This is a genomic window from Leifsonia sp. 466MF (assembly GCF_900100265.1).
Taxonomy (GTDB): domain Bacteria; phylum Actinomycetota; class Actinomycetes; order Actinomycetales; family Microbacteriaceae; genus Leifsonia.
Genome location: NZ_LT629696.1, coordinates 1096682 through 1114645, shown reverse-complemented (window position 1 = coordinate 1114645; position 17964 = coordinate 1096682). Strand labels below are relative to the sequence as shown.

The window sequence follows — 17964 nt, the reverse complement described above, 5'->3', positions numbered from 1 at the left end:
CCTAGCCGGCGACGTCGATGCGGCACTCGCACACCGCGGGCGACCAGTCGCCGCGGGCGAGCGCCAGGTCGCCGATCGGGTTGACTCCTGGGCCGGCGGCGAGGGCGTGTGCGGCGAGGGCGTGCAGGCACTTCACGCGGGAGGGCATGCCGCCCGCCGAGATGCCGGCGATCTCCTCCACCACGGCGATGGACTCGCGGTCGGCCAAATACTGCTCGTGCGCCGCGCGGTAGGCGGTCGCGACGTCGTCGGCCTCCGCGAGGAGGTCGTTGTACTCGGCCATGACCTGGGTCGCCTCGAGCGCCGACATGGCCGCGGTCGCGGCGGGATGCGTCAGATAGTAGAACGTCGGGAACGGCGTCCCGTCGTCCAGGCGGGGCGCCGTGGAGACCACCGTCGGGCGGCCGCACACGCAGCGCGCGGCGATGCCGACGACGTTGCGGGCGGAACGGCCCAGCTGCTCGGAGACGACGGCGATGTCCTCGTCGGTCACGGGGTCGAACGGGGGTCTGGTCATGGCGTTACTTCTTCGGGGTGGGCGACCCGGTGGCGGGAGCCGTCGGGTCGGGAGCCGGGGTTCCGCTCAGCTGCTGCGGGGTCGCCTGCGTCAGTCCGGCGCCCATGAAGGAGCCGAACAGCGAGCCGACCCAGTCGGTCTGCGTCTTCACCAGCTTGGAGCTGACGGGGGTCGTATCCTGCTTCGCCGCCGGCGGACGGTCGTCGATGACGAGGTAGCTGACCTCGCCGGGCATGACGTAGTACAGCCGGTCGCGGGCCTGGGCGCGCAGGTAGCTGGGGTCGTTCCAGCGCGCGCGCTGGTCCTTGAGGGTGTTGACCTGAGCGGCGAGCTGGTCGACCGCGTGCTGCTGGTCGGCGATCTGCTGCCGCTGCGACAGGAACGCCTGGACGGTCGGCGCCAGGATGAGCACCGCGAGCACGAGGACGCCCATCATCACGAGCGAGAACGCCGAGAAATGCAGCTGGCGCAGCCAGCGGCCGGTACCGGTCGGGCGTGACATGCGCACCGGGACGCGTTGCGTGCGCGGCTTCGGCATGGGCCCTCCGGTTCGGGATGCTGGTGGCGGATCGGGACCGGGCGGCCCCCTCCCATCGTAGGCGATGACGTCACTTCGACCCGTGGCGGCACGGGGTGTCGGGATGCGCTCAGCCGGCGGCCAGGATGCCCACGAGACGCACAGCGCCGAGCGCGACCAGCGCCCCGCCGCCGACGAGGAAGACCAGGCCGAGCGCCCGCGCGTCGCGTGCCCGGAAGCGGCGGTGCGAATCCTCCTCGGAGAAGAACTCGGCGCTTCGGTCAGGACGCAGCAGGAGGAACAGCCCGAGGAGGGCGAACAGCGCCGCGAGCGCGAGGAACAGGACGAGCGGGACGACCTCCGACTCCGTGGTCACCCCAGCACCCTACCGTCGGGCGCCCTCCCGCGGCCTCGAGGTGCACGTAGTTGCGCGCGACACGCCGTGCGGAGGCGCAACTACGTGCACCTCACGCAGCCGGAGACGCGGACGGCCCCCGGGGGAACCCCGGGGGCCGCGCGGTGGGTGCGGTTACGCGGTGAAGCGCGGGAAGGCGCTGCGGCCGGCGTAGACGGCGGCGTCGCCCAGCTCCTCCTCGATGCGGAGCAGCTGGTTGTACTTCGCGACGCGCTCGGAGCGGGCCGGGGCGCCGGTCTTGATCTGGCCGGCGTTGGTGGCGACGGCGAGGTCGGCGATCGTGGTGTCCTCGGTCTCGCCGGAGCGGTGCGAGAGCACCGCGGTCATGCCGCTGCGCTGGGCGAGCGACACGGCGTCGAGCGTCTCGGTCAGGGTGCCGATCTGGTTGACCTTGACGAGGATGCTGTTGGCCGCGTGCTTGGTGATGCCCTCGGCGAGGCGCTTCGGGTTGGTGACGAACAGGTCGTCGCCGACGAGCTGCAGCTTGGTGCCGAGCTCGGCGGTGAGGTGCGCCCAGCCCTCCCAGTCGTCCTCCGCCAGCGGGTCCTCGATGGAGACGAGCGGGTAGTTCGCCGCGAGCTCCTGGTAGTAGGCGCTCATCTCGGCGGCGGTGCGCTCCTGACCCTCGAAGCGGTACACGCCGTTCTCGAAGAACTCGGTGGAGGCGACGTCGAGGCCGAGGGCGATGTCGCGGCCGACGGTGAAGCCGGCCTTCTCGATGGCTTCGGAGATCAGGTCGAGCGCCGCGCGGTTGTGCTCGAGCTCCGGGGCGAAGCCGCCCTCGTCGCCGAGGCCGGTGTTGAGGCCCTTCGACTTCAGCAGAGCCTTGAGCGAGTGGTAGGTCTCGACGCCCCAGCGGAGGCCCTCGGAGTAGGTCTCCGCGCCGAGCGGGAGGACCATGAACTCCTGGATGTCGACGCCGGTGTCCGCGTGCGCGCCGCCGTTGATGATGTTCATCATCGGGACGGGCAGGACGTGGGCGTTCGGTCCGCCGACGTAGCGGAACAGCGGCAGGTCGGCCGAGTCGGCCGCGGCCTTGGCGACGGCGAGGCTGACACCGAGGATGGCGTTGGCTCCGACGCGCTTCTTGTTGTCGGTGCCGTCGAGGTCGATCAGGGCCTCGTCGACCAGGCGCTGCTCGGAGGCCTCGAAGCCCTCGATCGCAGGTCCGAGCTCGTCGAGCACCGCATCCACGGCCTTGAGCACGCCCTTGCCCTGGTAGCGCTCCTTGTCGCCGTCTCGCAGCTCGTAGGCCTCGAACGCCCCGGTGGACGCGCCGGACGGGACGGCGGCACGGCTGACCGTGCCGTCCTCGAGGAGCACCTCGACCTCGACGGTCGGGTTGCCGCGCGAGTCCAAGATCTCGCGAGCGCCTACAGCTTCGATTGCAGCCACAACTGTCTCCTTGCGTGGTTTTTCGTGGGTTTTACGACGTCAGTCTAGTGATGCGAGGTGAGCCGCTCAGTTCAGCGGCTTGACCTCGAGGGCAGCCGCATCCGCCGTGTCCGCGTTGACGAACGCGAACGAGCGGAAGCCGGCGGAGGCCGCACGGTCGAGCACGGCCTTGAGGTTCTTCGCCCGCCGGTCGAGGCGGACACGCTGCCCGCGCGCGATCAGCTCCGACTTGATCGCGACGAGGCGGTCGAGCGGCACGGCGGGATCGTAGACGAGCACGACGGACTCCGCGGAGGCGTCCTCAGGCAGCTCGATGAGGTCGACGACCCGCTCGAAGCCGATCGAGAAACCGGCGGCGGGCACGTCGGTCCCGAGGAAGCGGCCGATCATCCCGTCGTAGCGCCCGCCGCCGCCGACCGAGCTGCCGGAGCCGGGGTGCGCGATCTCGAAGATGGTGCCGGTGTAGTACCCCATGCCGCGCACGAGCGTCGGATCGAACCGCAGGGCGACGCCGGGCGGAAGCGTGTCGAGCGCGTGCGCGAGCGCCTCCAGGTCGGCGACGGCGTCGGTGTCCATCCCCTCGGGGAGGATGCCGGTGATCGCCTCGACGGTGAGTGCGACGCCGCCGTCGGCGAGGTGCGGCTCCAGGTCGGCGAGGATGCCGCCGAGCACGGCCGCGGAGTCCGCCCCGCCCTCGGCGAGCTCGGCGACCACGCCCTCCGCGCCGATCTTGTCCAGCTTGTCGATGGAGATGAGCACCTGCGGCCACCGCGTCTCGTCGAAGCCGCAGTACTCGAGCAGCCCGTTCAGGATGCGCCGGTCGTTGATGCGGATCGTGCAGTCGCTGAGGCCCAGCGCTTCGAGCGCCGCAGCGGTCGCCGTGATCAGCTCCACCTCGGCCAGCTGGGTCGCCTCGCCGATGATGTCGATGTCGCACTGCACGAACTGGCGGTAACGGCCCTTCTGCGGACGCTCTGCCCGCCACACCGGCGCGATCTGGATGCTGCGGAACACCGGAGGGAGCTCGGCCCGGTGGGTGGCGTAGAAGCGGGCGAGCGGAACCGTCAGGTCGAACCGGAGCCCGAGGTCGGCGAGGCTCAGCAGGTCGCCCGAGTCGATGGCGGCGGTGAGGTCGTCGCCGTCGAGCCCGCGTTTCAGGATGCTGAACGACAGCTTCTCGTTGTCGCCGCCGAGTCCCGAGTGCAGGCGCTCGATGTCTTCGACGACCGGGGTCTCGATCTCGTCGAACCCGTGCGCGGCGAAGCTGCGGCGGATCACCCCGAGAGCATGCTCGCGGCGGGCCTTCTCAGCGGGGAGGAAGTCGCGCATGCCGCGGGGCGGGGTGATCGGTGAGGCCATGCGTCGATTCTTCCATGAAGGCGGCCCGCGGCCGGTGCCGGAGGGTATGGTGCGCATCCACCCGCGGGCGTAAAATCCAGGCGTTGCCACCCTGAGGCTCCGCCATTGTGCGAGGCTCGGTGGCGTCCTCAATACAGGACCTGGCATGAGTCGCATCCGTCCGACCACGGCGCTTGCTCGCTGCCAGACACGGGCCGACAACGCGTCCGCCGAGACCAGGAGTGCGCCGCCGCGAGGCGCCGCCTCACCCGAATGGCGACCTGAACGGGCGGATGCGCTGCCGGCCATCCCTGGCGCTCCGCCGGTTACGTGCGCTCTCCGATCGACCGCGCGGGTCGATGGACGGGTCTTGGTCGCCCGCGATCCCTTAGGTTAGGCTTGCCTTACATCGCGCCGACCATGTCGTCGGCAGCCGCCCATCCCATCCCTCCCGAGGAGAACCATGCTGCCTGTCCCCCGCGCCGCCCGTCGCCGGTCGCGTCTCGCTGTGATCGCCACCGCGATCGTGGCCTCCGCCGCCCTCGCGCTCACCGGCTGCAGCGCCGGCGGATCCGCCGCGCAGAGCAGCTCGGACAGCGGCACCGGCGCCTTCCCCGTCACGGTGAAGAGCGCCCTCGGCGAGGCGAAGATCGACGAGAAGCCGAAGCGCATCGCGACCTGGGGATGGGGTGCGCAGGACATCGTCCTGGCTCTCGGCATCGTCCCGGTCGCCATGCCGGCGTTCGCCTACGGCGGCACCGCGGACGGCATCCTGCCGTGGGACGCCGATCGGATCAAGGAGCTCGGCGGGAAGACGCCGAAGATCATCCCCGCCGACACCGGAGAGGTGCCGTTCGAGGACTTCGTGACGGCCAAGCCGGACGTCATCCTCGCCCCGTACTCCGGGCTGACGCAGGCGGAGTACGACACGCTCAGCAAGATCGCCCCGGTCGTCGCCTACCCGGAGAAGCCGTGGTCCACCAGCTGGCGCGACCAGACCGAGATCGTCGGCAAGGCGCTCGGCATGACGAAGGAGACGGACGCCCTCGTCACGAAGACCGAGGACTCGGTGACCGCGCTCGCCGGGAAGTACCCGGTGCTCAAGGACAAGACCTTCTTCTACGCCGCCGCCAACGAGCCGGGCAAGCTCAACGTCTACCGCGCCGACGACCCGCGCGTGCAGCTGCTCAACGACCTGGGGCTCAAGAATTCCCCGAGCATCGCCTCCCTCGACTCCTCGAAGGGCGACGGCAGCTTCTTCTACCAGCTCAGCTACGAGAACCTGTCCAAGATCGACACCGACCTGCTGGTGATGTACTTCGAAGACCAGGCCGCGGTGGATGCGTTCACCTCCGACCCGCTCGTCGCCGCGATGCCGACGATCAAGGAGGGCCGTTTCGCCCCCATCATCGGACGGTCGTTCGTCGCCGCGACCAGCGCGCCCAGCGTGCTCAGCATCCCGTGGATGCTCGACCGCTACGTGCCGCAGCTGGCCAAGGCCGCCGACAAGGTCAAGTAGCGCGGATGTCCGCGAGCGTCGACGCGCCCGCCGCCGCCGGCGGGGCGGGTACCGGTCGCGCGGGGTCGTCCCCGCGCGCCCGGCGCCGCCGCCTGCTCGCGGGCTTCGCCGTCGCGGCCGTCCTGCTCGTGGTCGTCTCGGTGCTGAGCCTCATGGTCGGCGCGCGTACGATCGCCCCGGCCGACGTCGTGCACGCCCTGCTGCACTACTCGCGCAGCGACCCTGACTCCCTCGTGGTCGTGGACAGCCGCCTCCCCCGCACTCTGCTGGGGCTGGTCACCGGGCTCGCCCTGGGGCTCGCCGGCACGGTCATGCAAGGGCTGTCGCGCAACCCGCTGGCCGACCCCGGCATCCTCGGCGTCAACTTCGGGGCGTCGCTCGCCGTGGTCGTCGCCATCGCGTTCCTGGGCATCACCGCGCCGACGGGGTACCTGTGGTTCGCGTTCGCCGGCGCGGCGCTCGCCTCCGTGCTCGTCTACGCCGTCTCCTCCCTCGGGCGCGAAGGGGCGACGCCGGTCAAGCTGGCGCTCGCGGGAGCGGCCGTCTCGGCCGCCCTGGGTTCGCTGATCACCGCGGTGGAGCTGACCAGCCGCGCCTCGCTCGACGCCATGCGCTTCTGGCAGGTGGGATCGCTCGCCGGCCGCGGATTCGGGGTGCTGTGGCAGATCCTCCCGACGCTCACCGTCGGCGCGATCCTGGCGCTCGGGCTCGGGAGGCTGCTGAACGGCCTCGCGCTCGGCGACGACGTCGCCCGCGGTCTCGGACAGCGCGTGGGTGTGACGCGCGTGCTCTGCGGGGTGGCGATCGTCCTGCTCTGCGGCTCGGCCACCGCGGCGGTCGGGCCCATCGCGTTCCTCGGCCTGATCATCCCGCATATCGCCCGGCGCGTGGTCGGGGCGGACTACCGCTGGATCCTGGCGTACTCGGCGGTCGCCGCACCGACGCTGCTGCTCGCGTGCGACATCCTCGGCCGCGTCGTCGCCCCTCCCGGTGAGCTGCAGGTGGGCGTCGTGCTGGCGTTCGTGGGCGCGCCGGTGTTCATCGCGCTGGTGCGGCGCCGACGGCTGGTGAGCCTGTGAGCGCCGCACCGGTGTCCCCGCCGTCACGGGCCGGGGGCACGTCGGACGGGGGCACGTCGGCCGCCGGCACGGTGGATGCGGTGCGCGCCGACCGGCGCCACGGCCGTTCGCGCGCGCTCCGGGTTTCGATCGTGCTCGCCGTGCTCGTCCTCCTCGTCGCGGCCGTCTCCCTGACGCTCGGCGCTGTGGCGGTCTCGCCCGCGGACGTGCTGGCCGCACTGGTCGGCCGCGCCGACCGGCTGACGTCGTTCGTCATCCTCGAGCTGCGGCTGCCGCGGCTGATCGCGGGCGCCCTGGTCGGAGCGTGCCTCGGGCTCTCCGGTGCGCTCATCCAGTCGGTCGCCCGCAACCCGCTCGCGAGCCCCGACATCATCGGCATCACCGCGGCGGCGAGCGCGACAGGCTCCGTCGCCCTGATCTGGTTCGGGCTCACGGGTCTCGCACTCTCCGGCATCGTGCTCGCTGGGACGCTCGTCGCCGCCGCGGCCATCTACCTGCTGGCCTGGCGCCACGGTGTCAGCGGCTACCGCTTCGTGCTGGTCGGGATCGGGATCGCGGCCTTCTGCGCGGGCATCGTCTCGTACGTGCTCACCCGCGCCGACCTCTCCGACGTGCAGCAGGCGCTGGTGTGGATCACCGGGAGCCTCAACTCCGTCGACCCCACCTCGCTGCTGGTGCTCGGCATCGGGACGGTGCTGCTGGTGCCCTGCGCACTGCTGATCGGCCGTCCGCTCGGAGCCCTGTCCCTCGGCGACGACCTCGCCGCCGGGCTCGGTGTGCGGCCGGAGCGCACCCGCCTCCTGGTGGTCGCCGTGGCCGTCGCGCTCGCGGCTCTCGCCGTCGCCGTCGCCGGTCCGGTCTCCTTCGTCGCGTTTCTCGCCGCGCCGATCGCCCGGCGGCTGCTGGGCCGCGGGTCGCTCGCGCTCGTCCCGTCGGCGCTGCTCGGCGCGCTCATCCTCGTCGTCTCGGACATCGTCGCCCAGTTCGCGCTCCCGGGCGTCGTGCTGCCGGTCGGCGTCGTCACCGGGATCGTCGGCGCCCCCTACCTGCTCTGGCTGCTCGCCAGGACCAACCGCATCGGCCGTGGAGGCTGACATGACATACGAGACCCCTTCCGCCGTGCCGGAGCTGGCCGCCCGCGATCTGTCGCTCGCCTACGAGGGACGGGTGGTGGTCGACGGACTCGACCTCGACATACCGGCCGGCCGCGTGACCGCCATCGTCGGGCCGAACGCCTGCGGCAAGTCGACCCTGCTGCGCGGGCTGTCGCGGCTGCTCCCGCCGGCCTCCGGCAGCGTCCTGCTCGACGGCTCCGACATCCACTCGCTGCCGACCAAACAGGTGGCGCAGCGCCTCGGACTGCTGCCCCAGACGCCGACCGCGCCCGACGGCATCACCGTCGCGGACCTGGTCTCGCGCGGCCGCTACCCGCACCAGGGCTGGTTCCGGCGTTGGACGGCCGAGGACGACGAAGCGGTGGCCGAGGCCATGACGGCGACCGGGATCACCGACCTCGCCGACCGTCCAGTGGACGAGCTCTCCGGCGGTCAGCGGCAGCGCGTGTGGATCGCGATGGCGCTCGCCCAGCGCACCGACATCCTCCTGCTGGACGAGCCGACGACCTTCCTCGACCTCAGCCACCAGCTGGATGTGCTCGATCTCCTGCTCGACCTCAACGCCGCCCGTGGCACGACGGTCGTCATGGTGCTGCACGACCTCAATCTGGCCGCGCGGTATGCCGGACACCTCATCGCCATGCGCTCGGGGTCGGTCGTGGCGGCGGGAGACCCGGCCGCGGTGGTCACGGCGGAGCTCGTGCGCGACGTGTTCGGCGTCGAGTCGGTCATCGCCGACGACCCGGTGACCGGGACGCCGCTCGTTGTACCGCTCGGACGGCACCACACGGCGTAGGCCCACTCGGCTAGTGTCGGCGTGACGCGCCGTGCGGCGGCCCCGAGCGAAGGACCACGATGACCGACCTCTCGATCCCGTTTCTCGAGCAGCAGGAGCGGGAGCTCGTCCTGCCGTCGTTCGACCTCGCCGCAGCGTGGCGCCTGGGGAGCCTCATCATCGAGCGCGCGCTCGCGGCCGACGCCGGTGTGGCCGTCGACATCCGGCGCGGAGATCACATCCTGTTCCGCGCCATGCTGCCCGGAACGACGGTCGATCAGCAGGATTGGATCCGCAAGAAGGCTGCCGTCGTGCACCGGTTCGAGGCGAGCAGCGCCCTGGTGGCTCTCCGCCTGGCCGACGTGGATGTGGAGGGTCTCGGCTGGCTCGATGCACGCGACTACGCGCTCACCGGTGGCTCGTTCCCGATCCGGGTCACCGGCACCGGCGTCGTCGGAGCGGTCACCGCGTCGGGCCTCACCTCGGAGGAGGACCACCTGCTGGTGACGGACGGCATCCGCGAATACCTGGCTTCGCTCAGCGAGTGAGATAGCGGCGGGGCCTAGACGGCCTCCTGGTCGCGGATCTCGTCCTGCAGGTCGCGCAGGGTCGAGCGCAGCGCGCGCTCCGCATCCAGCCCCTGCGCCTTGGCCGACGCGACGATCGCGAGCAGCAGCGGCCCGAGTTCGTCCTCGCTGGCCACCTGCACGCCGCCCGACTCCTGCAGGTCGAGCAGACCGACCTTCTGCGCGCGGCCGAGCAGCTTGTCGGCCAGCGCGAGCGAGGGCATGCTCTGGGGGATGCCGTCGAGCACGCTCGTGCGGCCCGGCTTCTCCTGCTTCTTCAGCTCGTCCCAGAACCCGACCACGTCGTCCGCGGTCTCGGCCCGGCGGGCGTCGGCGGCGGTCCGGTCGCCGAAGACGTGCGGGTGGCGGCCGACCATCTTCGCAGTCATGTGCGCGGCGACATCCTGGATGTCGAAGTCCTCCCCCGGCGTGTGCGCCGCGATATCGGCGTGGAAGAGCACCTGGTACAGCACGTCGCCCAGCTCCTCGAGCAGCTCGTCGCGGTCACCGGTCTCGATGGCGTCGATGAGCTCGTAGGTCTCTTCGATCAGGTACTGCACCAGCGACTCGTGGGTCTGGTCGGCATCCCACGGGCACCCTCCCGGAGCGCGCAGGCGGGCCATCACGGCGACCAGCTCGTCGAGCTTCGTCGCGGCCTCCGGTACGACCACCGGACCCGGATCCTGACCCACTGCCTCGCCCATGCCGACCTCCTCGCTCTACGATTCATCCATCCTGCCACCGGGTAGAGTCATGAGCGGTGTGCCGGGAAGTCTGGTCGGCGTCGTTTCCGTGACCCCGCATGATTGGTGACCGCATGAGCATCATCCGATCCGAGCGCACCGCCGCCGGACTCCTCCTCGGAGCGGCCGCGCTCGGCCTCCTCCTCGCCAACACGGCCCTCGGCCCCGCGCTGCTCGACGTTCAGCACGCCCACCTCGGAGCCGGGCCGCTCGACCTGAGCGTCGGCCATTGGATCAGCGACGGCCTGCTCGCGATCTTCTTCTTCATCGTCGCGGTCGAGCTCAAGCACGAGCTCGTCGTGGGCGAGCTCAACAGTGTGCAGAAGGCCATCCATCCGGCGATCGCGGCGGTCGCCGGCGTGGTCGTGCCTGCGGGGATCTACCTGGCGCTGACCGCGGGCACCGGCGTGTCGCAGGGGTGGCCCATCCCGACCGCGACGGACATCGCCTTCGCGCTCGGCGTGCTCGCCGTCTTCGGCCGCGGGCTGCCGAACCGGCTGCGCGTCTTCCTGCTGGCCCTCGCGGTGCTCGACGACCTCATCGCGATCGTCATCATCGCCGTGTTCTTCACCACCGACCCGAACCTGCTGGAGCTGGCGCTCGCCGCCGTCACGGTCGCCGTGTTCGGGGTGCTGAGCCGGAGGCTGCGCGGGCGGATGCGCTGGCCGCTCGGTGTCCTCATGGTGCTGCTCGCTCTGCTCACCTGGTGGCTGGTCTACGACTCCGGCGTGCACGCGACCATCGCGGGCGTCGCCCTCGGGCTCGTCATGGCGCGCCGGCCTGCCGGGAAGGTCACGCACGCCCTCGAACCGTGGTCGAATGGGCTCATCCTGCCGCTGTTCGCGTTCTCGGCGGCGCTGGTGCCCATCCCCGCCGTGTCGCCGTCGCAGCTGTCGCCGGCGTTCTGGGGCATCCTGGTCGCCCTGCCTGTCGGCAAGCTCATCGGCATCACCCTGGGTGGATGGCTCGGCTCGTTCACGAAGCGCGGTGCCGAACGCGGGCGCATCTCGCTCTTCGGGCTCGTCACCGTCGCCGCGCTCGGCGGGATCGGCTTCACCGTCTCCCTGCTCATGAACGAGCTGGCGTTCGCCGGGTCGGAGGAGGTCCGGGCGGAGGGCACGCTGGCCGTGCTGCTCGGGTCGGCGGTCGCGATCGTCGTCTCCGGGTTCCTCGTCAGCGCGCTGGCCCGGCGCAACCGACGGGAGCACCCGCACCCGGATCCGCGGAAGCGGGCGGAGCCGGAATCACAGGCGGAGCCGTCTGCCTGACCCCGTCGCATCCGTGGGGCGCAACGCGCCGTTATGGCCGCCGCATAGCGGCGTGTTGCGACCCACGGATGCGCGGGACGGGTCGCGTCAGCTGGCGCGCTCGGCGGCGGCCTGCTCCTTCTCCGGGAACAGCGCCCCCAGCAGGTCGGCCACCCACGTGATCAGGGACGCGTCGTCGAGCGCCTCGCCGTTCACGCGCGGCAGCGGGACGGTCGCGACCTTCGGAGCCGCGTGGTACTTCGACCCCGGGTACATGCGCTGCAGGCGCACCTGCAGCGAGTCGGGCAGCACGGCCGGCGCCAGGCGCAGGTTGGAACCCATCGCCACGACCTCGCCGAGCCCGGCCTTCTGCGCCGCGCGGCGCAGCCGCGACACGGCGACGAGGTTGGTGACGGCCTCCGGCGGGGTGCCGTAGCGGTCGGTCAGCTCCTCCAGCACGAGATCGATCTGGCCGTCCTTCGCCGCGGGCGAGCTCGCGGTCGACAGCTTCTGGTACGCCTCCAGCCGCAGCCGCTCGCTGTCGACGTACTCCTCCGGGATGTGCGCATCGACCGGCAGCTCCAACCGCAGCTCCGTCTGGCCCTCGGCGACCTCGCCGCGGAACGTGGAGACGGCCTCGCCGATCATCCGGAGGTAGAGGTCGAAGCCAACGCCCGCGATGTGACCCGACTGCTCGCCGCCGAGCAGGTTGCCCGCTCCACGGATCTCGAGGTCTTTCAGCGCGACCTGCATGCCGCTGCCGAGGTCGTTGTTCGCTGCGATGGTCGAGAGCCGGTCGTGAGCGGTCTCGCTCAGCGGCTTGTTCTCATCCCACAGGAAGTACGCGTAGGCGCGCTCGCGCCCGCGTCCGACACGACCGCGCAGCTGGTGCAGCTGGCTGAGGCCGTACTTGTCGGCGCGGTCGATGATGATCGTGTTCGCGTTGGCGATGTCGAGGCCGGTCTCGATGATCGTCGTAGAGACCAGCACGTCGAAGCGCCGCTCCCAGAAGTCGACGACGACCTGCTCCAGCGCGTGCTCGTTCATCTTGCCGTGGGCTACGCCGATGCGCGCCTCGGGAACCAGCTCGGCCAGCTTCGCGGCCATGCTCGTGATCGAGCCGACGCGGTTGTGCACGAAGAACACCTGGCCTTCGCGCAGCAGCTCGCGACGGATCGCCGCCGCCACCTGCTTGTCCGAGTACGGGCCGACGAACGTGAGGATGGGGTGCCGGTCCTCCGGGGGCGTCGCGAGCGTCGACATCTCGCGGATTCCGGTGACCGCCATCTCCAGCGTGCGCGGGATGGGCGTCGCGCTCATCGCCAGGATGTCGACGTTGGTCTTCAGCTTCTTCAGCGCGTCCTTGTGCTCGACGCCGAAGCGCTGCTCCTCGTCGATGATCACGAGTCCGAGGTCTTTGAAGCTCACGCCGTCGGCGAGGATGCGATGGGTGCCGATCACCACATCCACCGTGCCGTCGGCCATGCCGCGCAGGGTCTCGCGCGCCTCCTTGTCGGTCTGGAAGCGGCTCAGCTGACGCAGGTGGATGGGGAAGCCGGCGAAGCGCTCCTGGAACGTCTCGGCGTGCTGCTTCACCAGCAGGGTGGTCGGCACGAGCATCGCGACCTGCATGCCGTCCTGCACCGCCTTGAACGCGGCGCGCACGGCGATCTCGGTCTTACCGAAGCCGACGTCGCCCGAGATGAGGCGGTCCATCGGGATGGGCCGCTCCATGTCGGCCTTCACCTCGTCGATGGTCTGCAACTGGTCGAGCGTCTCCGCGAACGGGAAGGCCTCCTCCAGCTCGCGCTGCCAGGGGGTGTCCGGGGCGAAGGCGTGGCCCTTGCTCGCCATGCGGGCCGAGTACAGCTTGACCAGCTCCACGGCGATGTCGCGCACCGCCCGGCGGGCGCGGCCCTTCGCGGCCGCCCAGTCGCTGCCGCCCATCTTGGACAGCTGCGGCGCCTCGCCGCCGACATAGCGGGTGAGGAGATCGAGCTGGTCGGTCGGCACGTAGAGCTTGTCGCCCGGGTAGCCGCGCTTCGAGGGCGCGTACTCGAGCACGAGGTACTCGCGCTTCGACTTGACCGCATTGCGGCCGCCGCTGGAGACCTCGCGCTGGGTCAGCTCCACGAACTTGCCGATTCCGTGCGTCTCGTGCACGACGTAGTCGCCGGGCTTCAGCTGCAGCGGGTCGACGACGTTCTTGCGCCGGGCCGCCAGCTTCTTCACCTGGCGCGAGTCGTAGCCGACAGCGCGGCCGTAGAACTCGGCCTCGCTGATCAGCGCGAGCTTCGTCCCCGGCACCTCGAAGCCGTGCTCGGCCGTGGCCTTGACGAGGTAGGCGATGCCGGGCTCAGGGTCGGCCGGGAACTCGTCGACCGGCCGCGCGGGGAGCTCCGACTCGGCGAGGACGTCGGCGGCGCGCTCGACCAACCCGTTGCCGGCCGCGACGATCGCGACGCTCCAGCCGTCGCGCAGCCGCGTGGCGACGTGCTCGACGGCACCGGAGACGTTGCCCTGGAAGCTGGGGACGGCCTCGGCGTCGATGCGCACCTGCAGGTGCTCCTCCAGCTCGCGCTCCTCGGGGAGGACGTCGTTCGCCTGGAAGCCACTCATCGTCCACCACGGGTGGTCGGGGCTCGGGGAGCCCGGGCGGCTGAACTTCACCGAGTCCTTCAGCTGCTGCAGGGTCAGGAAGTCGCCCGCCGCGAGGTCGATCGGGGCGGCCGCGCCGACGGTGGCCGCGCTCCAAGCGGCGGAGAGGAACTCGCGGTTCGTCTCCGCCAGGCTCACCGCGCGCGAGGCGACGCGCTCGGGCGACAGCACGGCTACCGCCGCGCCGTCGGGCAGGTAGTGGGTGAGCGGCACCAGACGGTCGACGAGCGCGGGGGCCAGCGACTCCATCCCCTCGACCGGGATGCCCTCGCCGATCTTGGCGAGCATGGCCGACAGGCTCGGGAACTCGTGCTCCATCTCCCGTGCGCGCTGACGCACCGAGTCGCTGAGCAGCAGCTCGCGGCTCGGCGGCAGGCTCACCTCGGCGATCGGCTCGGGCATCGACCGCTGGTCGGCGACCGAGAAGGCGCGGATCGCATCCACCTCGTCGCCGAAGAAGTCGATGCGGTACGGGTGGTCGGCCGTCGGCGGGAAGACGTCGAGGATGCCGCCGCGGACCGCGAACTCGCCGCGCCGCGTGACCATGTCGACGCGCCCGTAGGCCAGGTCGACCAGCTGCGTCGACAGACCGCCGAGGTCGAACCCACGCGCTCCCGCCTGCAGGGCGACGGTGGCGTAGTCGGTGAGGTTGTCGGCGAGCGGCTGCAGCGCGGCACGCACCGACGCGACCAGGATGAACGGGGTGGTGCGGTCGCCCTCGGACCAGTCGGCCAGACGCCGGAGCGCGCTCAGGCGCTTGCCGACGATCTCGGGGCTCGGGCTCAGCCGCTCGTGCGGCAGCGTCTCCCACGCGGGGAACTCCACGATCTCCGCTTCGGGCAGGATGCACGGCAACGCACCGCGGATCGACTCGGACTCGCGACCGGTGGCCGTGATGAGGAGGATCGCCTGGGACGCGCCCTGCTCGGCCCGGCGACGCAGCAGTCCGGCGAGGAGCGGAGCCCGCAGGCCGTCCGTCAGCGAGAAGTCGGCGTCGCGCGCCGCATAGCCGAGCGCATCGTTGAACGAGGACTCGCGTGAGAGCGCGGCGACCAGACCCTGGAGTATCACTCGGTCAATTCTACGTGGGCCCACCGACACGTCGAGGGGTGCGGAATGGACGAGCGGTCAGATCCATCCCTCGAGGGCCCGCATGAAGCCGTCGTGGTCGTCGCGGTTGATGACATGGCCGGAACCGGGGACGACGCGCACCTCGTACCCTTCGGAGCGCAGCCGCTCGGCGAGCTCCGGCTTCACGAGCTGCGAGTTGTCGGCCAGCATGACCATCGAGGGCACGCTCATGACCTCGGGAGCGCGCATCGCCGACGGGGTGACCACCACCGGGAGGACGGCCCGGTCGAACGCCTTGAACGTCTCGACCTCGATGGCGACGTCGGCCGGATCCCAGCGCGGGTTGCGCTTCGCGATGCGCGCCGCCGACTGCCGAGCGAGGGTGCGCAGGAAGGCCGGCGCGAGCATCTGCTGGAACCGGTTGGCGGCCGGGCACGAGAACGCGGGATCGACGTAGATCACGCGCTGCGGGTCGAGCCGCTCGATCGCGAGGCTGACGGTCAGACCGCCGAGCGAGTGGCCCATGACCAGCTCGGGATGCGCCGGCACCGTGTCGACGATGTCCTGCGCCATCAGCTCGGCCGAGTACTCCTCCGTCCGGGGGCTGTGCCCGTGTCCGCGCAGGTCGACGGCGATGACGTGGTAGCCGCGTTCGGCGAGAACCGGCCCGACCCTGCGCCAATTGCGCGAGTCCGACATGACCCCGTGGACCAGGATCGCGAGGCGGTCTCCGCTGCCCCACTCGCGCGTGTACAACTCCATGCCGGTCACGGTACGCGTCGCGCCTGGTCCGGGGCAGAGTGTCCGCTACGCTCTGGCTGAGCATCCGCCGTGAGGCGGCCCGAACCCGAGGGGGGAACCGTGACCGACCCGAACCAGCCCGCGTACTACAACTCCTACCCGCCGCCGCCGTCGCCGTACGCGCCGGCCGGGTGGGATGCGCCGCCCGCTCCCCCGCGCTCGCGCGCGCTCGGGATCACGGCGATGTCCATCGCAATCCCGGTCTTCATCCTCTCGGTGGTCGCGTCGGTGGTCGTGGGCATGGCCGCGGGTCCGCTCGCGTCGCGCACGTCGTCCAGCTTCTCGTTCAACACGAGCGATCTCACGGCGGATCAGGCGGCGGCGTTCGCCCCCGTCGGCCTCCTCATGGGCGTCCAGATCCTGCTCGGGACGGTGCTGGGCATCCTCGCACTGGTACTCGGCATCGTGGCGGTCGCGACGAAGCGCGGACGGCCGTTCGGCGTCGTGGCCATCATCGTGGCCGCGGCAGCTCCGATCGTGTCGTTCGCGGTGTACGCGGCAGCGCTGGGGGCGACGCTCCCCGCCGCGTGACGGCCGCCGGAAACGGAGGTCATTCGCGTGCCTGACGCCCGCATCCACCTCCGTTTCCGGCCGACACGCGGGACGCCGTCCCATTTCTCCTCCCTTTCCGGCCGCCTCGACGCGTGCGGGAAAGGGAGGAGGTTCCGGCTCGACACGCCGGTGGGCGCGCGAAAGGGAGGCGTTCGGGCCGGTTGAGCCCGGGGTGTCCTCCGTTCGCGGCGGACGGGTCAGCGCGCGTGGAAGCGGTTCTGCGCGGTGGTGAGGCCGTCGGCGGCGATCTGCTCGACCGCATCCGCGGCATCCGCCACGAGGATCGGGAGGTTCTTGCGTTCGGTCGCCGAGAATCCCTTGAGGACGTGGTCGGCCGCGGCCGATGAACCGGGCGGCCGGCCGACGCCGACGCGCACGCGCGTGAAGTCGCCCGTGCCGATCGCGGCGATCACGTCGCGGACGCCGTTGTGGCCGCCGTGCCCGCCGCCGTGCTTGAGGCGGATGGTGTCGAACGGGATGTCGAGCTCGTCGTGCACCACGATCAGGTGCGACGGGTCGAGCGAGTAGAAGCGCAGCAGCTGCGACACCGGCCCGCCGGACACGTTCATGTACGTGTTCGGTTTGGCCAGGACGAAACGCGGGCCGCCGGGGGTCAGCCGACCCTCGGCGACCGTCGCGTTCGTCTTGTGGGTCTTGAAGGTGAGACGGCCGCGCGAGGCGAGCTCGTCGAGCACCATCTGACCCACGTTGTGCCGTGTGGCGGCGTAGCCGGGCCCGGGGTTGCCGAGCCCGACCACGAGCCACGGCCCGTCGGACGGTCCCGTGGACGACGCCTGACGGGTGGATTCCATGGGAGGTGCTTACTCGGCGCTTCCGGCGGCCTCGGCGTCGGCGGCGGCCTCGGCCGCTGCGGTCTCCTCGTCCTCGGCGCGGGCGGAAGCCGGCACCGCGATGTTGACGATGAGGAGGTCCTCGTCCTCGGCCAGGGTCGAGCCCTGCGGGAGGTCGAAGTCCTTCGCGAGGTACTGGGTGCCCTCCGCCGCGTCGGTGACGTCGATGACGATGCGCTCCGGGATGTGGGTCGCCTCGGTCTCGAGGCGGATGGTGCTGACCTCGAGCATGGCGATCGTGCCGGAGTAGGGCTCGCCCTCGATGTGCACGGGGACCTCGACGGTGACCTTCTCGCCGCGGCGGATCAGGATGAGGTCGAGGTGCTCGATGATCTGCGACACCGGGTCCTTCTGCACGTCCTTGACGAGCGCGAGCTCGGCCTTGCCGGCGATGTCGAGGTCGAGGACCGCGTTCGCCTTGCGGAGCAGCAGGCCGACCTGGTGCGCCGGGAGCGTGATGTGGACGGGGTCGGTGCCGTGACCGTAGATGACGGCCGGGATCTTGCCGGCGGCACGGATCTTGCGCGCCGCGCCCTTGCCGAAGCTCTCGCGCAGCTCGGCTGCGACCTTGTTGGACTCGTCTGCCATGGTGTCTCCTCGCCGGACGTGGTCCGGCTGTCGGGCGAGCCGCGAGGCCCGCAGTGTGGTTGTTGTTCGACTCGAACGCATCGAAGTGCGCGAGGAAAGACTGCGTAGCCTGCTCCACCGCGTCGATCACGGATGCTGGGGGCAGCATCCCTCGCCGAAGTTCAGTTGCCGAGTCTACCCGATGGGGATAAGCTAAGCGCGCTTATTAGTTTATGGA

17 protein-coding genes are annotated in these 17964 nt (G+C 71.0%); 7 read left to right on the top strand and 10 right to left on the bottom strand.

The genetic code is table 11. The annotated features are described in order from the left end of the window. Position 1: 1 nt before the first annotated feature. From BLR91_RS05290 to hisS, 5 genes are all read right to left on the bottom strand, one after another. Positions 2-517, bottom strand: a complete 516-nt coding sequence (locus BLR91_RS05290; protein WP_089876587.1) for a DUF501 domain-containing protein — start codon at positions 515-517, stop codon at positions 2-4. Between the two features lie 4 nt (positions 518-521). Further along, complete coding sequence (locus tag BLR91_RS05285) at positions 522-1055, bottom strand: FtsB family cell division protein (protein WP_089876589.1); 534 nt, start codon at positions 1053-1055, stop codon at positions 522-524. A gap of 109 nt (positions 1056-1164) precedes the next feature. After that, positions 1165-1410 carry a hypothetical protein gene (locus BLR91_RS05280; protein ID WP_089876591.1) on the bottom strand — a complete coding sequence of 82 codons (246 nt, stop codon included), beginning with the start codon at positions 1408-1410 and terminating at the stop codon, positions 1165-1167. Between the two features lie 153 nt (positions 1411-1563). After that, a complete protein-coding gene (eno, locus tag BLR91_RS05275) occupies positions 1564-2844 on the bottom strand; it encodes a phosphopyruvate hydratase (protein WP_026307240.1) in 1281 nt (426 codons plus the stop codon). 66 nt (positions 2845-2910) lie between these two features. After that, positions 2911-4203 (bottom strand): histidine--tRNA ligase, encoded by a 1293-nt coding sequence (gene hisS, locus BLR91_RS05270; protein ID WP_089876593.1) that lies wholly within the window; start codon positions 4201-4203, stop codon positions 2911-2913. A gap of 442 nt (positions 4204-4645) precedes the next feature. On the opposite strand from hisS, the gene BLR91_RS05265 reads away from it, so the two are divergent. The 5 genes from BLR91_RS05265 to BLR91_RS05245 are packed head-to-tail and all read left to right on the top strand — an operon-like array spanning position 4646 to position 9218. Next, complete coding sequence (locus BLR91_RS05265; RefSeq protein WP_020077195.1) at positions 4646-5701, top strand: iron-siderophore ABC transporter substrate-binding protein; 1056 nt, start codon at positions 4646-4648, stop codon at positions 5699-5701. Between the two features lie 5 nt (positions 5702-5706). After that, positions 5707-6780, top strand: coding sequence for a FecCD family ABC transporter permease (locus tag BLR91_RS05260; protein WP_018191595.1), 1074 nt, complete (start codon positions 5707-5709; stop codon positions 6778-6780). Further along, positions 6777-7874, top strand: coding sequence for a FecCD family ABC transporter permease (locus tag BLR91_RS05255; protein WP_231918823.1), 1098 nt, complete (start codon positions 6777-6779; stop codon positions 7872-7874). The genes BLR91_RS05260 and BLR91_RS05255 overlap by 4 nt, the downstream gene beginning before the upstream one ends. 1 nt (position 7875) lies before the next feature. Next, positions 7876-8691 carry an ABC transporter ATP-binding protein gene (locus BLR91_RS05250; RefSeq protein ID WP_089876595.1) on the top strand — a complete coding sequence of 272 codons (816 nt, stop codon included), beginning with the start codon at positions 7876-7878 and terminating at the stop codon, positions 8689-8691. 59 nt (positions 8692-8750) lie between these two features. Beyond that, the gene (locus BLR91_RS05245) at positions 8751-9218 is read left to right on the top strand and encodes a heme-degrading domain-containing protein (protein ID WP_089876597.1); all 468 of its coding nucleotides are present in this window, start codon (positions 8751-8753) and stop codon (positions 9216-9218) included. Positions 9219-9232: 14 nt separating this feature from the next. Here BLR91_RS05245 and BLR91_RS05240 read toward each other — a convergent pair whose 3' ends face one another. After that, a complete protein-coding gene (locus BLR91_RS05240) occupies positions 9233-9940 on the bottom strand; it encodes a MazG family protein (protein WP_089876599.1) in 708 nt (235 codons plus the stop codon). Between the two features lie 113 nt (positions 9941-10053). On the opposite strand from BLR91_RS05240, the gene nhaA reads away from it, so the two are divergent. Then, the gene (gene nhaA, locus BLR91_RS05235; protein ID WP_089876601.1) at positions 10054-11247 is read left to right on the top strand and encodes a Na+/H+ antiporter NhaA; all 1194 of its coding nucleotides are present in this window, start codon (positions 10054-10056) and stop codon (positions 11245-11247) included. An 87-nt stretch (positions 11248-11334) separates the two neighbouring features. On the opposite strand, the gene mfd is transcribed toward nhaA, so the two are convergent. Together mfd and BLR91_RS05225 are read right to left on the bottom strand one after the other, a co-directional pair. Next, positions 11335-14955, bottom strand: a complete 3621-nt coding sequence (gene mfd / locus BLR91_RS05230; protein ID WP_089876603.1) for a transcription-repair coupling factor — start codon at positions 14953-14955, stop codon at positions 11335-11337. Positions 14956-15012: 57 nt separating this feature from the next. After that, positions 15013-15717, bottom strand: coding sequence for an alpha/beta fold hydrolase (locus BLR91_RS05225; protein WP_089876605.1), 705 nt, complete (start codon positions 15715-15717; stop codon positions 15013-15015). Between the two features lie 99 nt (positions 15718-15816). Here BLR91_RS05225 and BLR91_RS05220 point away from each other — a divergent pair, with 99 nt between their 5' ends. Continuing rightward, positions 15817-16287, top strand: a complete 471-nt coding sequence (locus tag BLR91_RS05220; RefSeq protein WP_089938075.1) for a hypothetical protein — start codon at positions 15817-15819, stop codon at positions 16285-16287. Positions 16288-16505: 218 nt separating this feature from the next. On the opposite strand, the gene pth is transcribed toward BLR91_RS05220, so the two are convergent. Both pth and BLR91_RS05210 read right to left on the bottom strand, forming a co-directional pair. Further along, entirely contained in the window at positions 16506-17120 is a 615-nt protein-coding gene (pth, locus tag BLR91_RS05215; protein ID WP_020077187.1) for an aminoacyl-tRNA hydrolase, read from the bottom strand. Positions 17121-17129: 9 nt separating this feature from the next. After that, positions 17130-17747, bottom strand: coding sequence for a 50S ribosomal protein L25/general stress protein Ctc (locus BLR91_RS05210; RefSeq protein ID WP_018191605.1), 618 nt, complete (start codon positions 17745-17747; stop codon positions 17130-17132). Positions 17748-17964: the final 217 nt, after the last annotated feature.